Annotated in this window: 13 protein-coding genes; 1 reads left to right on the forward strand and 12 read right to left on the reverse strand. The window is 47.0% G+C overall.

The window, feature by feature from the left end; all coding sequences use genetic code 11:
* Window positions 1–184: 184 nt before the first annotated feature.
* From BMY78_RS24550 to BMY78_RS24585, 9 genes are all read right to left on the reverse strand, one after another.
* Entirely contained in the window at window positions 185–943 is a 759-nt protein-coding gene (locus BMY78_RS24550; RefSeq protein WP_076287755.1) for a tRNA threonylcarbamoyladenosine dehydratase, read from the reverse strand.
* A gap of 18 nt (window positions 944–961) precedes the next feature.
* Window positions 962–2740 carry an aspartate--tRNA ligase gene (aspS, locus tag BMY78_RS24555; RefSeq protein WP_063567716.1) on the reverse strand — a complete coding sequence of 593 codons (1779 nt, stop codon included), beginning with the start codon at window positions 2738–2740 and terminating at the stop codon, window positions 962–964.
* A gap of 202 nt (window positions 2741–2942) precedes the next feature.
* Window positions 2943–4196, reverse strand: a complete 1254-nt coding sequence (gene hisS, locus BMY78_RS24560; RefSeq protein ID WP_090903969.1) for a histidine--tRNA ligase — start codon at window positions 4194–4196, stop codon at window positions 2943–2945.
* 597 nt (window positions 4197–4793) lie between these two features.
* On the reverse strand, window positions 4794–6062 hold the full coding sequence (locus BMY78_RS24565) for an SEC-C metal-binding domain-containing protein (protein WP_090903970.1): 1269 nt from the start codon (window positions 6060–6062) through the stop codon (window positions 4794–4796).
* A 616-nt stretch (window positions 6063–6678) separates the two neighbouring features.
* Window positions 6679–7125 carry a hypothetical protein gene (locus BMY78_RS24570; RefSeq protein ID WP_090903971.1) on the reverse strand — a complete coding sequence of 149 codons (447 nt, stop codon included), beginning with the start codon at window positions 7123–7125 and terminating at the stop codon, window positions 6679–6681.
* A gap of 114 nt (window positions 7126–7239) precedes the next feature.
* Entirely contained in the window at window positions 7240–7746 is a 507-nt protein-coding gene (locus BMY78_RS24575; protein WP_053779112.1) for a type 1 glutamine amidotransferase domain-containing protein, read from the reverse strand.
* A 284-nt stretch (window positions 7747–8030) separates the two neighbouring features.
* Window positions 8031–8198: a hypothetical protein gene (locus BMY78_RS32965; protein ID WP_177185862.1), complete on the reverse strand. Its 168-nt coding sequence runs from the start codon at window positions 8196–8198 to the stop codon at window positions 8031–8033.
* Between the two features lie 77 nt (window positions 8199–8275).
* Entirely contained in the window at window positions 8276–8737 is a 462-nt protein-coding gene (gene dtd, locus BMY78_RS24580; protein ID WP_090903972.1) for a D-aminoacyl-tRNA deacylase, read from the reverse strand.
* A 12-nt stretch (window positions 8738–8749) separates the two neighbouring features.
* A complete protein-coding gene (locus tag BMY78_RS24585; protein ID WP_024633048.1) occupies window positions 8750–10927 on the reverse strand; it encodes a RelA/SpoT family protein in 2178 nt (725 codons plus the stop codon).
* Between the two features lie 375 nt (window positions 10928–11302).
* On the opposite strand from BMY78_RS24585, the gene uraA reads away from it, so the two are divergent.
* Entirely contained in the window at window positions 11303–12619 is a 1317-nt protein-coding gene (uraA, locus tag BMY78_RS24590) for a uracil permease (protein ID WP_090903973.1), read from the forward strand.
* Window positions 12620–12813: 194 nt separating this feature from the next.
* On the opposite strand, the gene BMY78_RS24595 is transcribed toward uraA, so the two are convergent.
* From BMY78_RS24595 to BMY78_RS24605, 3 genes are read right to left on the reverse strand one after another with little or no spacing between them, the layout of a single operon-like run.
* The gene (locus tag BMY78_RS24595; RefSeq protein ID WP_024633046.1) at window positions 12814–13326 is read right to left on the reverse strand and encodes an adenine phosphoribosyltransferase; all 513 of its coding nucleotides are present in this window, start codon (window positions 13324–13326) and stop codon (window positions 12814–12816) included.
* A gap of 37 nt (window positions 13327–13363) precedes the next feature.
* A complete protein-coding gene (gene recJ, locus BMY78_RS24600) occupies window positions 13364–15772 on the reverse strand; it encodes a single-stranded-DNA-specific exonuclease RecJ (protein WP_090903974.1) in 2409 nt (802 codons plus the stop codon).
* 39 nt (window positions 15773–15811) lie between these two features.
* On the reverse strand, window positions 15812–16777 hold the full coding sequence (locus BMY78_RS24605) for a cation diffusion facilitator family transporter (protein ID WP_090903975.1): 966 nt from the start codon (window positions 16775–16777) through the stop codon (window positions 15812–15814).
* Window positions 16778–16821: the final 44 nt, after the last annotated feature.

The raw sequence follows: 16821 nt of genomic DNA on the forward strand, positions 1-16821 counted from the left end.
CTTGTGTAAATCTTATATAGCTGCGATTTCTCTATGTATTTACCATCATTTCGCGCAGCACCACATATCATACACGGTTTTGGGATTGAAGTACATCACGTAACCCTGACATTTGTTAAGGTTTCGCGCATGCAAAAAAGCGCAGGTACCTAGTCGGTACCTACGCTTTTCCATTCACAGCAGATTACTGCTGCTTGTTCTCTGCAATTTCGATCAGTTCCTTGACGGCCACACTGACCATGATCAGTCCGGCTACCGGAGGAACAAAGGCGTTACTCGCTGGTGGCTGTTTCGCCTTGCGAATTTCCGGCGCATTCTCAGGAACGATTTTTTGCGTCACATCTGCGCGAGGTTTCAATGGTTCTTCGGTGGAGAAGACCACTTTCACACCTTTTTTGATGCCTTCTTTCCGCAGTTTTGTGCGGACAACTCGGGCAATCGGGTCCATGGTCGTTTTCGAAATATCCGCAACCTGGAATTTCGTAGGGTCCATTTTGTTTGCCGCACCCATGCTGGAAATGACCGGAATCTTCCGTTTCAAACATTCCTTAATGAGATGGATTTTGTAAATGATCGTGTCGGAAGCATCCAGCACATAATCCAGCTCATATTTGAACAATTCCTCATACGTTTCTTCCGTGTAAAACATATTCAGTGCAATCGCGTCGCACTCCGGATTGATGAGCTTCACCCGCTCTACCATCAGATCTGCTTTTTTCTGACCAACGGTCGTAGTCAAAGCATGAATCTGACGATTGATGTTGGTGATGTCCACCACGTCTTTATCAATCAGAATGATACGCCCAACACCACTACGGGCGAGAGCTTCCACTGCAATACCGCCCACGCCGCCGATGCCGAGCACAGCTACTGTACTATTTTTCAAAGCGTTCAGACCTTCAGGTCCGATTGCCAGTTCTGTTCTTGAAAATTGATGGAGCATTGAGAATCGATGCCTCCTTTATTTCTTTTCCGCCACCGGTTTACGGGCTACGCGGATGTGAAGTTGTTCCAATTGGGAGTTATCCACTTCAGAAGGTGCATTCATGAGCAGATCCGTTGCACTTGCCGTTTTCGGGAAGGCAATCGTTTCACGCAGATTCGTGCGGCCTGCCAGCAGCATTACTAGACGGTCGAGACCAAAGGCGATTCCGCCGTGTGGTGGCGTTCCGTATTCGAACGCTTCGAGCAGATATCCGAATTTCTCGTTGGCTACTTCTGGAGAGAGTCCCAGAGCAGCGAACATTTTTTCCTGAACATCACGTTTGTAAATACGCATCGAACCGCCGCCTACTTCATAACCATTCAGAACAAGGTCATAGGCTTGAGCGCGAATGGCACCCGGATCTGTATCAAAAAGATGTACATCTTCATCTTTAGGACGTGTGAACGGATGGTGTTCTGCGACATAACGTTTCGCATCTTCATCGTACCCGAGCAATGGGAAGTCCACAACCCATGCAAATTTGAATTTGCTGTCATCGATCAAGCCCAGTTGACGACCGATTTTCAGACGCAATGCGCCCAGTACATCTGCAACCACTTTTTTGGTGTCAGCAGAGAAGAGCAACAAGTCGCCTTCTTCAGCGCCAGTACGTTCTTTGACTGCTTCGATCTCTTCCGGCGTAAAGAACTTCACGATTGGCCCTTTGAACTCGCCATCTTTTACTTGAATCCACGCCAATCCTTTTGCACCGTAACGTGCAGCAAATGGTCCGAGGTCATCGATTTCTTTACGGCTCCATGTACCACAGCCTTTGGCGTTCAGCACTTTCACTTCTCCACCTTTTTCGATGACAGAAGCAAATACTTTCACACCACTGTTTGCTACGATATCGTTCATTTCAACCAGTTCCATGCCAAAACGCAGATCCGGTTTGTCTGAACCGTATTTACCCATTGCATCTGCATACGTAATCCGTTGGAAAGGCAGTTCCAGCTCAATGCCTTTCGTTTCACGCAGCAATTTGGCCATCAGTTCTTCCATCATTGGCAGCAGGTCATCCTGTTGCAGGAAGGAAGTCTCGATGTCGACTTGGGTGAATTCCGGTTGACGGTCCGCACGCAAATCTTCATCACGGAAACAACGAGCGATCTGATAGTAACGCTCAAGTCCGCCGACCATCAGCAATTGTTTGTAAATTTGCGGGGATTGCGGCAGGGCGAAGAATTCACCTTCATGCACACGGCTTGGTACGAGATAATCACGCGCACCTTCCGGGGAGCTCTTGGTCAGGATTGGTGTTTCTACTTCAACGAATTCTTCTCCATCCAGATAATCACGGAACACTTTGGATGCTTTGGAACGCAATTTCAAGGTTTCAAACATTTCCGGACGACGCAGGTCCAGGTAACGATATTTCAAGCGAAGCGACTCGTCGACTTCCACACCATCTTCGATGAAGAATGGAGGAGTTTTGGCCGCGTTCAGTACTTCAATCTCGGTAATTTGCACTTCGATTTCGCCTGTAGGCAGGTTTTTGTTTACAGTCTCTTCGTCACGTTTAACGACTTTACCTGTTACCGCGATAACATACTCGCTCCGCACTCTGTCAGCGATTTGCAATGCTTCGCCAGAGTAAGCCGGGTTGAAAACAACTTGTACAATTCCGCTGCGGTCACGCAGATCGATAAACAGTACGCCCCCCAGGTCACGGCGGGTCTGTACCCAGCCGTTCAATGTTACGGTCTCACCGATGTGTGCGGGTGTTAATGCGCCGCAATGATGACTTCTTTTCATAACCAAACTCCTCTTATGTGAATTTCCGTTCTGTATGGGCGGGCAGAGCCCGCTTTTCAACAGTGCGGTTGCGTGAAGACGATTTTATTTCGAAAAGGCATGTTACCTCTGACTCGTCAACTTCCGATTAATCGGAAACATTGGTGAACCTCAGTAATCTTGCCGGATCCATTGTTGCTATTTTACAGTTTCAGACTCGTGCTTATTTACTTCCGCGTACAGCTGACACCAGATCATCGAGCTTCACGGTTTGTTGTTCACCTGTATCCATGGACTTCAGGGCAATTTCCCCGCGCTCCAGTTCATCATCACCCAGAATGGCAGTGTAACGGGCTTTGAATCGGTCAGCAGATTTCATCTGGGCTTTCATCTTGCGACCGAGATAATCGCGTTCACCGGACAGGCCGGATTGACGGAGTTTGAACAACAGTCGGTTCACTTCACGATCAGCAGCATCTCCCAAAGCAACAAAGTACACATCCAATGGAGCCAGTGTAGTAACCTCAATATTTTGGTGCTCCAGAATCAGTTGAATACGCTCCAGACCGATACCGAAACCAATACCAGGCTGATCCGGTCCACCGATATCTCCAACGAGGCCGTTGTATCTGCCGCCACCGCCGACTGTATCAATTGCGCCAATACCTTGGGCTTTCAGTTCAAAAGCAGTCAATGTGTAGTAATCCAAGCCGCGTACCAGACGATTGTTCACCGCGTAATCTACGCCAAAATCATCCAGATACTCTTTCAGCTTGGCAAAGTGGTTCAATGATTCTTCATCCAGACTATCCAGTATGGACGGTGCCCCTACGAATTTGTCCTGATCGACTTTGCAGTCGAGCACACGCAGCGGATTACGTTCCATCCGGGATTGGCAGTCCTTGCACAGGCTGTCCTTCATCGGTCTTAGGAATCCAAGCAATTTTTCGCGATATTCTGCACGGCTGGTTGGGTTACCTACCGAGTTGATCTCGACTTTGACATCTTTCAGTCCCAGTTCTACGCACAGCTGATACCCAAGTGCAATGACTTCAGCATCGATGGCTGGATCAAGGGCTCCGATAGCTTCTACGCCGAACTGGTGGAACTGCCGCTGGCGACCTGCTTGCGGACGTTCGTACCGGAACATCGGACCGATGTAATAGAGCTTGCTCACATCTGGTTCGCCATAGATTTTATTTTCCACATAAGCGCGGACAACACCCGCTGTACCCTCCGGACGAAGGGTCATGCTGCGGTCCCCTTTATCATTGAAGGTGTACATTTCTTTTTCAACAATATCGGTTGTTTCCCCAACGCCTCGTACAAATAAAGAAGTCTGTTCGAAGATCGGTGTGCGAATCTCGCGGTAATTAAAACGGCGGCACAGATCACGCGCTTTTTCCTCTACGAACTGCCACTTTTCCACAACACCAGGCAGCAAGTCCTGCGTTCCAGTCGGTTTTTGAAAAGCCATCTTTCATCCCTCCAGCATCTATTTTTCTCTGTATAACAAAAAAATCCCTCGCCCTGTCGCTGTATACACAGCAAACAAAGGGACGAGGGATTGTGTTTACACATTCACCCGTGGTACCACCCACATTCCGGAATCCCTGACACTTTCGCCGTTCAGGTGATGATCTAAGATTGCTCCAGGCAATCCGATCAAACAGATCATTCCGCTCTACGTATAACGCACGCCCTGCGCAGGCCAGCTAATGACCATCAGATGTAAATCTAATGTGTTCGCTGTCTGTTCTCGGGGAAGTCATTCGTCCGCTCATCAAGAGAATCCTTACAGCCAGGGGATTCCTCTCTGTTCATGTGGGCACGGAGTACTTGGTCCCGTCATCAAATCATCAAGTTATATGATTACATGTTATTATATAACGTTTAAAGTTAATTTATTTTCTGATTGTAATGAACCGCAGTGCTAAAGTCAAGGGTTAACACAAAAAGATAGCATTAGAAAAAAAAATTCACACGCCGTACGGGAGGCGGAGTCCATAGAAATCAAAGCTAATAGAAGCTGGATTCATCAATGAATTCCAACTTCTATTGCTTTCTTATCTCTCTATTGTTTCAGCATCCACTTCAGCAGATCCGGCACATTCGCCCATAGACGGGAGTGTATAATGACATATTCAACCGCTTCGTCGGAATTGCCCATTCCGACAAAATCAGGGAGGTTATGTGGCAGCCGCTTCAAACCCAGCAGATAATCAGGCACATGTTTGTTCACACCCTGGGCCACACGGTACAGCCTTTTGAGCTGGGAGGTGATTCCGTTCCTCTTATACTCCAGAATGATCTTGTCATAGGCAAAGGCGGCTGTGGCGTCACCTTTCCCATACTTCTCCATCAGTTGCTCTGCCTGCTCCAATTGGTTGCTGTACAAATACACAGCAGCGAGCAGGTAACGCGCTCCGGTATTGTCTTCCGTATTAAGCTCCAAAATATGCTCCAGGATTTGTGCCGCTTCTTTGGTATCTCCACCAAACCAGCAGGATTCGGCGTAGCTTTTGCATATCCGGATATATGGACGAGTCTCATGAAGCCCCCAGAAGTCCCCTTTGTTCTTCTCAAAAAACAGTTCGCCCAGTTCGCGTTTGCCAGCAGCGATTCCGGCCTTGAGGTAAGATCGTGCATCAAGCTCATTGTCCGACTCCTCAGCCAGAATACGATATGCATCAGAGCTGTCAGAATACATCTCCAGTGCCATTTTCGCCAGCTGTATTCTGCGTTTGGAAGAACTGGCTTCCATCGCCTTATGTAGCAGAGCCTGCGCTTTGTCCTTCGATGTACCTGGGCTGTTCAGAATCATCAGCTCGTCCGTTTCGCCACCCATGCCGTATTCTTCGATGTACTCGAACATCTCCTTAACTTTTCGGGAAATCGTTGATGTCGTTACCTCATATTTACCTGACAGCTCAGCCTTCGAAACATTGAAGCCGTATTCCTCAGACAGCAAATACTCGATGGCGGCACAGAACGAGCCTGTCTTCTTCACAGTAGGGCGGGTCTGACGAGAATAGCCATTCCATAGCACCAGAGCTTCCAATATCAGCTCCCGCTCGTAATGGTCCCTCATGTTCTCAATAAGCTGCAGGGCCAGCTGTTCGTGAGCCTGATGCTCCCATTTCAGTTCGCGCTCCACCATCTTTTTCAGTTTGGTCAAGGTCAGTTTGCTCTCAGGCTGAATCGAGGCTTCCTGGGCATGCTGCCCCGTTGATATCAGCCCCAGTATGGATTCTACCGCAGAAGGCTCCTTGCCCAGACAGCATTTCTTATATTTTTTCCCGCTTCCGCACGGGCATAAATCATTTCTTCCAACCTTACTCAAAACTAATTCCCCCTTAAATCTGTCACTAGCCATTTGCATGAGAACACTGTTGCTTTAGCATTATAGGTGTCATTTCTCCTACAAGGCATTCTATATAATTTACAATTTCCAGCATCAAGCAGAAACGGTTGCCCCGCTCTTATATAAGGGCGGGGTCGTTCAGCGAGTATATGTTCATCTGGAATATGACGATCACTCTGGCTATGAATTCCTCACACTCTTTATCATAGGATTGGATTCGCCTGAGTCCAATCACTGGAAGCTTGATTTACCGTCCAATGTAGCCCAACTATGAAAACAATTCGCTTTAAAATATTCAAGTCCATTTCTCTATTCTAGCAAAAATTTAAATACGGGGTAAGTTTCGCCCAAAAGATATACATTCTCATCTCAAAAAAAAAAACCTGCACACGGTGTGCAGGCTCAAAGGATATATAAAAAAAGGGGGTCATGTGTGTTATTATAAACGGGCTATGTTAAAGGCTTATGTAACTAATATTACAGTAATATTACAAAAATGATAGCGCTTTATAATTTATTATTTTCTACATCACAAAAGCCCCTGCAGACGTTCCTGACATGAAAGTCAGGCACTGCAAGGGCTTGATTCTACATATTAATTCAATTCTTCCACATAAGCTTGGTTGGAACGAAGTTTATGAACGATTTCCTCATAATCCTCATCCCTTACTTTGGCAGACAAAACATAACGCAGATCGTCATAGTCAGCCGAGGACACATCCGCAGCATCCAGTAGATCGCCATCCTCATTGACATTATCTCGTGAACCTCGCTCGGTATCGCGATCCACATTGCTGACGACCGGGATTACATTTTCACTGGCAGGAACCCCAGGGGCAGCACCCACACCCATGGCTCCATTGGTTCCTACGCCACCTGCTGTGTTATAAGGCACCAGAGGCACCATAATCCGTTTGTCTCTGCCAACCGCACTGTCCAGTTGTCCTACTTCCAAATGCTCTGTACGGAACGTCTGAAGTGAGGTTCTTGCTCCCTCCGCCTCGTCCTCGGTCCGAAAATACGCCTGAATATGTTTTGTCATGTCAAACCCTCCTTTATCGGAATAAATGCTTGGTAATGAAAACTTAGAAGCTTTGAGCTTCGACTTTCGAACTTCAACCTAATCTCATTAACACGTACGGCCCGTCCCAAGTCATTAAATGACTTTTAACAACTCGCGGACAAATGCCGGTTCATCGGCAGGCGTACGGGATGTAATATAATTTCCATCTACTACAGCTTCATGATCCTTGAATTCTGCCCCTGCGTTCACCATATCATCCTTGAGCGGTGGATAGGATGTAATCGTACGGCCTTTCAACAAATTCGCACTTGCCAGAATTTGCGGGCCGTGACAGATCGCAGCGATTGGTTTCTTCGCACTATTGATCTCCGTTACGAATTTCAGGATATGTGCGTCTGTACGCAAATTTTCAGGAGAAGATCCACCTGGAATGACAACTGCGTCGTAATCTGAAGCCGAAACCTCAGCGATCGCTTTGTCCGAAGTATAGGAGGCTTTACCACCTTTACCTTTCAGCGTCTCTCCTGCTTTCAAGCCGATAATTTCCACGTCGTGTCCGGCTTTTTTCACCTCATCATATGGAACCTGCATTTCCGAATCTTCAAAATCATTCGCCAATAAAAAAGCAACTTTACTCATAACGTATGTTCTCCTTTCCGTGTTCGAAATTTCTTGAAATCGGGTATTCGCAGAAATTGTTGGTGTACATTTCTTGTTCATTGCCCGTAATAAATACTGAACCTGGCACGCCATCGTGCCTCGTTCTGTTATTACCCTAACCAGAGCCGTTTATAACATGACGAGTCTGTATTATTTTGACTTTGATCAGACGATCCGATTCAGCACCAGATAAGCTCCATAACAAAAAAGTCTTGATTCGATGATCGAATCAAGACTTTTCATTCATTCCAAATGGTCAGCACTCAGTCACGCGGAAGACGGCTCTGCTCCCTTTTGTCCAAATCCTGAAGGGCCCAAATCGTTGTTGCACACTCGGCAGCAGCGCGGGCAAGCTTCAGGGACTCATACAGGTTTCCAGGCAGAAGCAGAGGTTCTAGTCGGGAACGTGTTTCCTTGACGGATTGGCGCATAATGGGTGGGATACTCCTTTGATCATCTTATGTTAATGAGCCGAATTATCCCTCATTATGGCCTATTCCCCAACCAATTATGCATGCGTTTCTTGACGAATAGGGCTTTCGAGCATTAAAGTCACCGGTCCCCAATTCGTGAAAGTCACATCCATCATCGCTCCGAAACGTCCGGTTTCCACCAGAATCCCTTTATCACGTAACAGCTGATTAAACGTTTCGTACAACAATTCTGCCGCTTCAGGTCTGGCTGCAGCTGCAAAGCTTGGGCGTTTTCCTTTACGACAATCTCCGTACAATGTAAATTGTGAGACAGATAATACAGCCCCGCCCACATCCATCAAACTGAGATTCATCTTTTCCTGCTCATCCTCAAAGATTCGAAGTCCAGCGATTTTGTCTGCCAAATAGATGGCATCCTTCTCCGTGTCCTCATGTGTAATTCCCACGAGCAACATCAAACCGGATTCAATTCTCCCAGTCAGCTCGTCTCCAACGGTCACCTGAGCCTCTTTACAGCGTTGTACAAGCACCCTCATCTTACAGGCTCCTTACTGCATAATCCGATGCACAGAATAGACATCTTTCACCCGTTTGATCCGTTCCACAACCGAATGCAGATGCTCCGTATTGCGAATCAGAATTGTGACGTGCACCAATGCTAATTTATTTTTATCTGTACGTCCGGTGACGGCAGATATATTGGTTTTACTTTCCGAAACAGCCTGAAGCACTTCATTGAGCAAGCCATTGCGATCATGGCCCGTAATCTCAATATCCACGCTGTAGTTGGCTTCAATATTCTCTTCCCACTCGACTTCAATGACGCGAGCTGCTTCTTCCCCATCCGTACTGGACGGAATATTCGGACAGTCACTGCGATGCACCGAAACCCCGCGTCCACGTGTAACATACCCGATAATAGCATCCCCTGGTACAGGGTTACAGCAGCGTGCAAAACGAACAAGCAAATTGTCTATACCTTTGACACGAATGCCATTGGTTGGGCGGTTTTTGCGTTCAGGTGCTGGCTTCAGCTCACGCATCTCGGAGTTCAGTTCAAGCAAGCTGGATTCTTCCTGCTCCTTGCGAAGTTTCTCCGTTGCTTTGGTCACGATCTGTGCAGCCGTAATGCCCCCGAATCCAACAGCTGCGAGCATATCCTCAATATCATTGAAGGCATACTTTTTGGCTGCTTCCTGCAACTTGTCGTCCGTCATCCAGGCAGATGGATCAAGTCCCATACGCTTGAGCTCACGTTCACAACTGTCGCGTCCTTTTTCAACGTTTTCTTCGCGCCGTTCCTTCTTGAACCATTGCTTGATCTTCGCTCTTGCGTGAGAGGATTTAGCAATTTTAAGCCAGTCCTGGCTCGGTCCGTAAGAATGTTTGGACGTCAAAATTTCGATGATATCGCCCGTCTTGAGATGATAATCGAGCGGAACGATACGACCATTCACTTTGGCACCAATCGTCCGATTACCCACCTCTGTATGGATTCTATATGCAAAATCCAATGGAACAGATCCAGTCGGCAATTCGATAACTTCACCTTTTGGCGTAAATACAAACACCAGATCCGAGAAGAAATCCATTTTAAGCGATTCTACAAACTCAGACGCATCCTGCGCTTCATTTTGAAGTTCAAGGATCTCGCGGAAGAACGTAATTTTATCTTCAAAATTATTTCCGTTCGCAGCGCCTTCCTTGTAGGCCCAGTGGGCAGCAATCCCGAATTCAGCAGTGCGGTGCATATCCCACGTCCGGATTTGGACTTCGGTCGGTTCACCATTCGGACCTACGACCGTGGTATGCAGCGATTGATACATGTTCGCCTTCGGCATCGCGATATAGTCCTTGAAACGTCCAGGCATCGGTTTCCATAACGTGTGTATAATGCCGAGGGTAGCATAACAATCCTTGATGTTATCCACAATAATACGAATCGCAAGCAGATCATAAATCTCGTTAAACTGTTTGTTTTTCGTTGTCATTTTTTTGAACACGCTGTAGATGTGCTTAGGACGTCCTGACAGATCTGCCTGAATTCCCATCTCATCCAGCTTGCTGGTAATACCGTCCATAACCGTATCAATATATTGCTCACGTTCTGCACGCTTTTTGTGCATCAAGTTTGCAATTCGGTAATATTGCTGCGGATTCAAATAACGGAGGGCGATGTCCTCCATTTCCCATTTGATTGCAGAGATACCCAAACGGTTTGCAATCGGACAGAAAATCTCCAACGTTTCGTATGAAATCCGGCGTTGGCTTTCTTCCGACTGAAACTTGAGTGTCCGCATATTATGCAGACGGTCAGCCAATTTGATCACGATGACACGGATGTCCTGCGCCATGGCGATGAACATTTTGCGGTAGTTCTCGTTCTGCTGTTCTTCCTTGGAGCGGAACTGAATACGTTCCAGCTTCGTCAAGCCGTCAACAAGCATGGCACACGTATTGCCGAAATGATTGCGGATTTCTTCAAGTGAAACCGTAGTATCTTCTACTACATCATGAAGAAGCGCTGCAATTATGGAGATGGTGTCCATCTGCATGTTTACAACAATATCGGCAACCGCAAGCGGATGCAGAATATACGGTTCTCCCGATTTTCGCGTCTGTCCATGGTGGGCCTGATCAGCAAATTCGTAAGCTTCACGTATGCGCACCAGATCGGGTTCTTTGATATATGCCCCGGCCTTCTCGAGTAATTGCTCTATGCCCATTCTGATCTGTTCCGTGTCCTTTCTATACAAAATGGAACCCGTGACATGATATCAACACAGGTTCCCCGTAAAAGTAATTTCCTATAATTATGACGCTTCGCCCGTTTCCCGTCAACTACTGACGAATAAGAGCACATATCCAATTTTTTTATACGTAATGTGTCTTTCCTCAAAGATGTTGCCCGATATTCAACAGTAGGTGGAATTCATCCTCATTTATTATGTATTATTACCGTTATTTGCCGAAATAGAAGTATCAATTCGCGAAATAAAAATGGATTCGTCATGCTTAAAGGAAAAATGTTATTGCTAAATGAAGAGAAACTCTGTACTATATTGAAGATTTGTGTTTCGGAAAAAGGAGATGAACATTCATTGCAACGTGAAATTCAGGTTAATCAAAAAATGCCGCTTGGCTCAGGCTCGCTGCTGAGTCTCCAGCATTTGTTCGCCATGTTTGGCAGCACGGTACTTGTGCCAAACCTGTTCGGTGTCGATCCAAGTATGATCCTGCTTATGAACGGTATTGGAACATTGTTGTACATACTTATGTGTAAAGGAAAGATTCCGGCCTATCTTGGGTCAAGCTTTGCTTTTATCGCACCTGTTTCTTCGGTGTTACTCGCACACCCTGATAACGGATACTCCATGGCACTTGGAGCGTTCATCGTAACGGGAGCTGTTTTCTGTATTGTAGCTCTTATCATCAAGTATGCGGGGACAGGCTGGATTAACGTTGTTTTCCCGCCAGCGGTTATGGGTGCTATTGTTGCCCTAATCGGTCTCGAGCTTGTACCAGTAGCAGCCGGAATGGCTGGTCTAATCAATTCGACCCCTGCTGAGAACCCCAACTGGGTTCCTCAGGCCAAACCAATTATTTTATCCATGGTTACACTTGGTATCACTGTTATTGGTGCAGTAACCTTCCGTGGGTTCCCCAAGATCATTCATATTCTGATCGGGATTGTATCCGGTTACGTGCTTGGATACTTTATGGGTGAGGTAAAAACCGAGAATATAGCGAACGCTGACTTTATCTCGCTGCCTACCGTAACAACACCGACATTTGACTGGTCTGTCATCTTCACCATTTTGCCTGTCGCACTTGTTGTCATTGTTGAGCACATCGGACATCTGCTTGTAACGAGCAGCATTGTGGGCAAAGATCTGTCCAAGGACCCAGGTCTACATCGCTCCCTGCTTGGGAACGGCGTTTCAACCATTCTTTCCGGTTTTGTAGGTTCCACACCGAATACAACTTATGGTGAGAATATTGGTGTCATGGCTCTGACCCGGGTTTACTCGACGTATGTTATTGGCGGCGCTGCCGTTATCGCGATCATGCTTTCGTTCTCAGGTACGTTCTCGGCACTTATAGCTAACATTCCCGTTCCGGTTATGGGTGGTGTATCTTTGCTTCTGTTCGGAGTAATTGCGGCATCCGGTTTGCGTATTCTGGTCGAACAGAAAGTGGATTTTGCCAAACCGACCAACTTGCTGCTAACGACCCTTGTACTCGTCATCGGACTCAGTGGTACGGAGATCACGTTTTATGGTATTCATCTCAAGGGAATGGCTCTGGCAACCATCGTCGGAATTCTGCTGAGCTTGTTGTTTAAGTTATTTGAAGTACTGGGTTGGTCGAATGATCAAACGGAGAAACAGCCTTTAACGGAGAAAACTCCGGATTGATTTTTTGCGACTATTTCGAACGAACAATGTTTATTCATTCTTCATCTTATACATCGTACAATGCAAAAAGCCTGCTCTCCAACCTTAACGGGTTGAGGGACAGGCTTTTTTTGCAAATAGTTAATGCTGTATATTATTTCCCGGGAAACGGGAGATCCAGTTCACGTGATTTAACAGCAATAAATGCCGGAATTCTAGTAGTTCATCAATGTAAATACATCAATTCCCGGCAATTTTGCACGTCCATTCAAATCAGACAGCTCAATCAGGAATGCTGCACCTACAATCTTGCCACCCAATTGTTCAATCAGGTTAATGGAGGTAGCAATAGTTCCGCCTGTCGCCAGCAGATCATCCGCAATCAGAACATTTTGTCCTTTTTCGATCGCATCTGTATGCATAGCAAGCGTATCCTTGCCATATTCAAGATCATAACCGACTTCGATCGTCTCTCCAGGCAATTTTCCGCTTTTACGGATCGGAGCAAAACCGACACCCAGAGCGTACGCCAGAGGAGCGCCCACAACGAATCCACGTGCTTCAGGTCCGGCAATAACGTCAATTTTGAGATCTGAAACCATTACTTTCAGCTCATTGATCGCCTTGCGGTACATTTCTCCATCCTTCAACAATGTCGTAATGTCTTTGAAGCTGATTCCCGGTTGTGGAAAGTCAGGAATGACACGAATATAATCTTTAAAATCCAAAATAATCTCCTCCTAAAATAAATAGCACAACTTCTATCTAAGATACGCCCTTCATCCGGGATATCATCCATTGTGTCAGTTGAGGGGTCGATGCATCCAGCATCACCTGCTCTGTCTCGGCCATGCTCTCCAACGCCTGATAATGACGCGAAGCGGTTAGCTCACGCTTGGGTGGGTTATCCACAAACACAATCTTTCCATCTTCTCGGGTAATGAACGATAACTCCTCAAAAACATCCAACATCATGGTAATCATGCGCGGCGAGCAGCCACACTGACGACTGAGCACAGGAGTGATCTCTTGTTCCTCCACGGGTTCAGCTCTCCATTTGGACACCAGCATATAAATACGCTTGAAGAGTTCTCTGGAGGGCATCTGAAGGCGATCTCGGCGGTTGCCTGATCCGTGCAGAAGGATGATATTCTCGGCTCCGCTGAATAAAGCCAGCATTGCATCAAGTTGTTCCGGGGTTTCCGGCGTATCAAACACAAATAACGTCCGGACCTGTTCCTGCCCATAATGCTGCGCAGCAGCATTACACGGAAATAACCCGACCTTTCTATCATATACCCAAAGGCACGGTTCATACAATGAATTTCCCTCGGAAACATTCGTTTCTTTCCGAACGATGGCACCAATAGAGCCTGACTTGTATCGTAAATGTATTTCAAGCGAACTCAGGAACTGCTTCATCGCGTTCAGAGGCTCCGTACTGCCTCGCAAATCAAACACTTGCGCATGTGGGACCTGAATGTCCTGCAGCATCAATTGTGGTTTCCTCATCCCGTTCCACTCATTAACAGACAACTCGCCCATAACATCAATGATAGAGCCTGGAGGAAGAAACTCCGCCAATGCTCCTTTGCCAAAAGCGACCGTTTCCAGTTGCTGGCCATCCTGCTCCAACACCAATTTCAGATGACGTTTTTCACGTCCCATCGTCCGTGTTTCTTTTACAGTCACATTGCGCAGCACAAAACGAGGAGAAGGATTGCTCATGCCAAATGGCTGGAGTCTGTCGATCTCTTGAATGACCTGCAGGGGCACATCACTGATTCTACACTCATCATCCGCAAGACGATGGGGAACAAAGTCCTCCTCCGTCAGCACGGATGCCGCAAACTCATTCAATCCGGCTTCCAGCTCTTTTAGCTGATCACGATGCAGGCTCATGCCTGCTGCAGCCGGGTGACCACCATAATGGTCCATCGTGTGTTTGCAAGCCGTTAATGCCTCATAGATGTCCAGCCCCTCTATGGAGCGTGCTGAGCCTTTACAAGCGCCGCTCTCCGGGTCAATGCCCAGGATAAGCGTTGGCCGATAATACCGTTCAAGTAACTTGGAAGCCACGATACCTACAACTCCAACATTCCAGCCTTCTCCCGCTAAAACGATGACGTCCGGCACTGCTCCGGAATTAAGCTGGATTTTCTGCTCCAATTGGGCTGTCGCTTCCAGAAGTATACCCTCAACAACCTGTTGCCTTTCACGATTCAGCAAATCCAGTTGACCTGCCAGAGTATGTGCCTCATCCAGATCCTCGGTTGTAAGCAGCGATACGGCTCTGCCGGCATGATCCAGACGTCCGCTTGCATTAATACGGGGAGCCATGGCAAAGGCAATATTGATTGAAGTGACCTGACTTTGATCCACACCACTAATTTCAAGTAGAGCACTTACACCGGGCAGACGTGTACCACGCATGGACTCAACACCATAACTGACGATAACCCGGTTCTCGCCTTCCAAAGGCATCAAATCGGCAACCGTACCAATAGCGGCAATTTCCATCCATTCTCCAGGCACTTCTCCGATCAATGCCTGGGCCAGCTTCAACGCTACACCCGCACCAGCTAACCCTTTAAAAGGGTATGGACAGTCCGGAAGCTTAGGATTGATGAGCGTATAGGCCTCAGGCAAAACTTCAGGTGGCTCATGGTGATCCGTCACAATGACTTCCATTCCCAGTGTTGCAGCATAAGCAATCTGCTCTACCGCACTGATTCCGGTATCTACCGTAATCACCAGCGTGACTCCTTGTTGATGAGCCCAATCCAAGGCATGATTGTGTAATCCGTAGCCTTCATTGGAACGATGAGGAATATAGATATCGTAGGAAGCCCCGAGATAACGCATCAGATGGATCATCAGGGATGTACTGGATACGCCGTCCGCGTCGTAGTCCCCATATATTAAAATATGTTCTTCACGCTCAATGGCCTGCTGGATTCGGGGCACAGCTTCTTTCATACCTAGAAGCAGATAAGGATCATGCATCTGATTCAGATCAGGATGCAGAAATTGTTCTGCCTCTGTTTCATTATGAACCCCCCGACTAACCAGCAAACGTCCAACAAGTGATGAAACGGAAAGCGCCTGCGAGAGTCCCGCAGCCGCCTCCAGATCGATATTCGGTGTGTTCCACCGGTATTGCGAATAAAGCAATGATAACGCTCCTTTCCTGATCTACTGGACCAAGCTTCATTACTGAATTAATGTCGCTTCAGGATCTGGCAGTTCATGATTGGATTTATAAGGATACCCAGGATCATAAGGTACAGCCTGGATCTGTACTTCTTTCACATGACTGAAACGAGTTAAGAGAAGTGTCTTCGCCCGATTCGCAATCTCCTGTGCCTCGAGCACAGAAATTCTAGGGTTTACACTTATGACCAGTTCAATCGTAACATCATGTTCCTGTTCACGTGCTACCAGATGTTCGATCGTAATAATGCCATATACACGCTGTACCGTTTCTTTGAAGTCAATTGCTTCTTCCTGTTCCAATTCCTGAACAAGTGAACCATATACGGTATCCACAATCATTCTGTACCCTTTGTGCAGCACAAAACAGGAAGCTATCAATGCAGCTGCGGGGTCCATATATCGAAGAATACTCCACCCCATCGTTTCTCCTGTCATGGAACCTACAATGCCGACCAAAACGATAAGTGAACAGTAGAGTGCCCGACGATGTTGCTGTGCATAAGCCAGAGCCTGCGATTGATTTCGTTTACGAAAATACCGGTATTGATATTGAAAGATCGCTTCCTTCACAGCCAGTGCTGCAAAAGCTACTACAAGTGCATGGGTATACTTTTCTAACGATTCTGGTTCCTCTCCAGACAAACTACCCAAAGCGGAGATGGCAATCTGCAAACCTCCCATAAGGATGAGCACAGATAATAATACCGAAATTCCAGGTCTAGCGATACGTGAATGTTCCTTTGACTGCTCCCTACGAGCCTTTGTTTTTGTTTGTACAGACTTCGAGGGAAAGAGGCCGGACAATGAAGAAGCAGCTTCTGAAGCAGAGTGCAGGCCGTCTGCAAGCAACGATTTGCTGTTTGCCATATAACCGAACCCAGCCTTAATTACTGCAAGTGTCAAATTCCCGGCGATCCCGCTCCACGTGGCAGCGTGAACAGAAGGGAAACGTTCTCTGGTCATGGCGATGCCCCCCTTAATACTGTACCTAAAGTTGCAAAACCGCG

Origin of the sequence: Paenibacillus sp. OK076 (assembly GCF_900110055.1) — a bacterium.
Lineage (GTDB): Bacteria > Bacillota > Bacilli > Paenibacillales > Paenibacillaceae > Paenibacillus.

What these genes read in the sequence shown, in the direction of transcription:
- dtd (WP_090903972.1), bottom strand. Translation starts at nt 8,737, where the DNA reads ATGAGGGTGCTTGTACAACGCTGTAAAGAGGCTCAGGTGACCGTTGGA.
- BMY78_RS24585 (WP_024633048.1), bottom strand. Translation starts at nt 10,927, where the DNA reads ATGGGCATAGAGCAATTACTCGAGAAGGCCGGGGCATATATCAAAGAA.
- BMY78_RS24575 (WP_053779112.1), bottom strand. Translation starts at nt 7,746, where the DNA reads ATGAGTAAAGTTGCTTTTTTATTGGCGAATGATTTTGAAGATTCGGAA.
- BMY78_RS24550 (WP_076287755.1), bottom strand. Translation starts at nt 943, where the DNA reads ATGCTCCATCAATTTTCAAGAACAGAACTGGCAATCGGACCTGAAGGT.
- aspS (WP_063567716.1), bottom strand. Translation starts at nt 2,740, where the DNA reads ATGAAAAGAAGTCATCATTGCGGCGCATTAACACCCGCACACATCGGT.
- BMY78_RS24605 (WP_090903975.1), bottom strand. Translation starts at nt 16,777, where the DNA reads ATGACCAGAGAACGTTTCCCTTCTGTTCACGCTGCCACGTGGAGCGGG.
- BMY78_RS32965 (WP_177185862.1), bottom strand. Translation starts at nt 8,198, where the DNA reads ATGCGCCAATCCGTCAAGGAAACACGTTCCCGACTAGAACCTCTGCTT.
- hisS (WP_090903969.1), bottom strand. Translation starts at nt 4,196, where the DNA reads ATGGCTTTTCAAAAACCGACTGGAACGCAGGACTTGCTGCCTGGTGTT.
- BMY78_RS24570 (WP_090903971.1), bottom strand. Translation starts at nt 7,125, where the DNA reads ATGACAAAACATATTCAGGCGTATTTTCGGACCGAGGACGAGGCGGAG.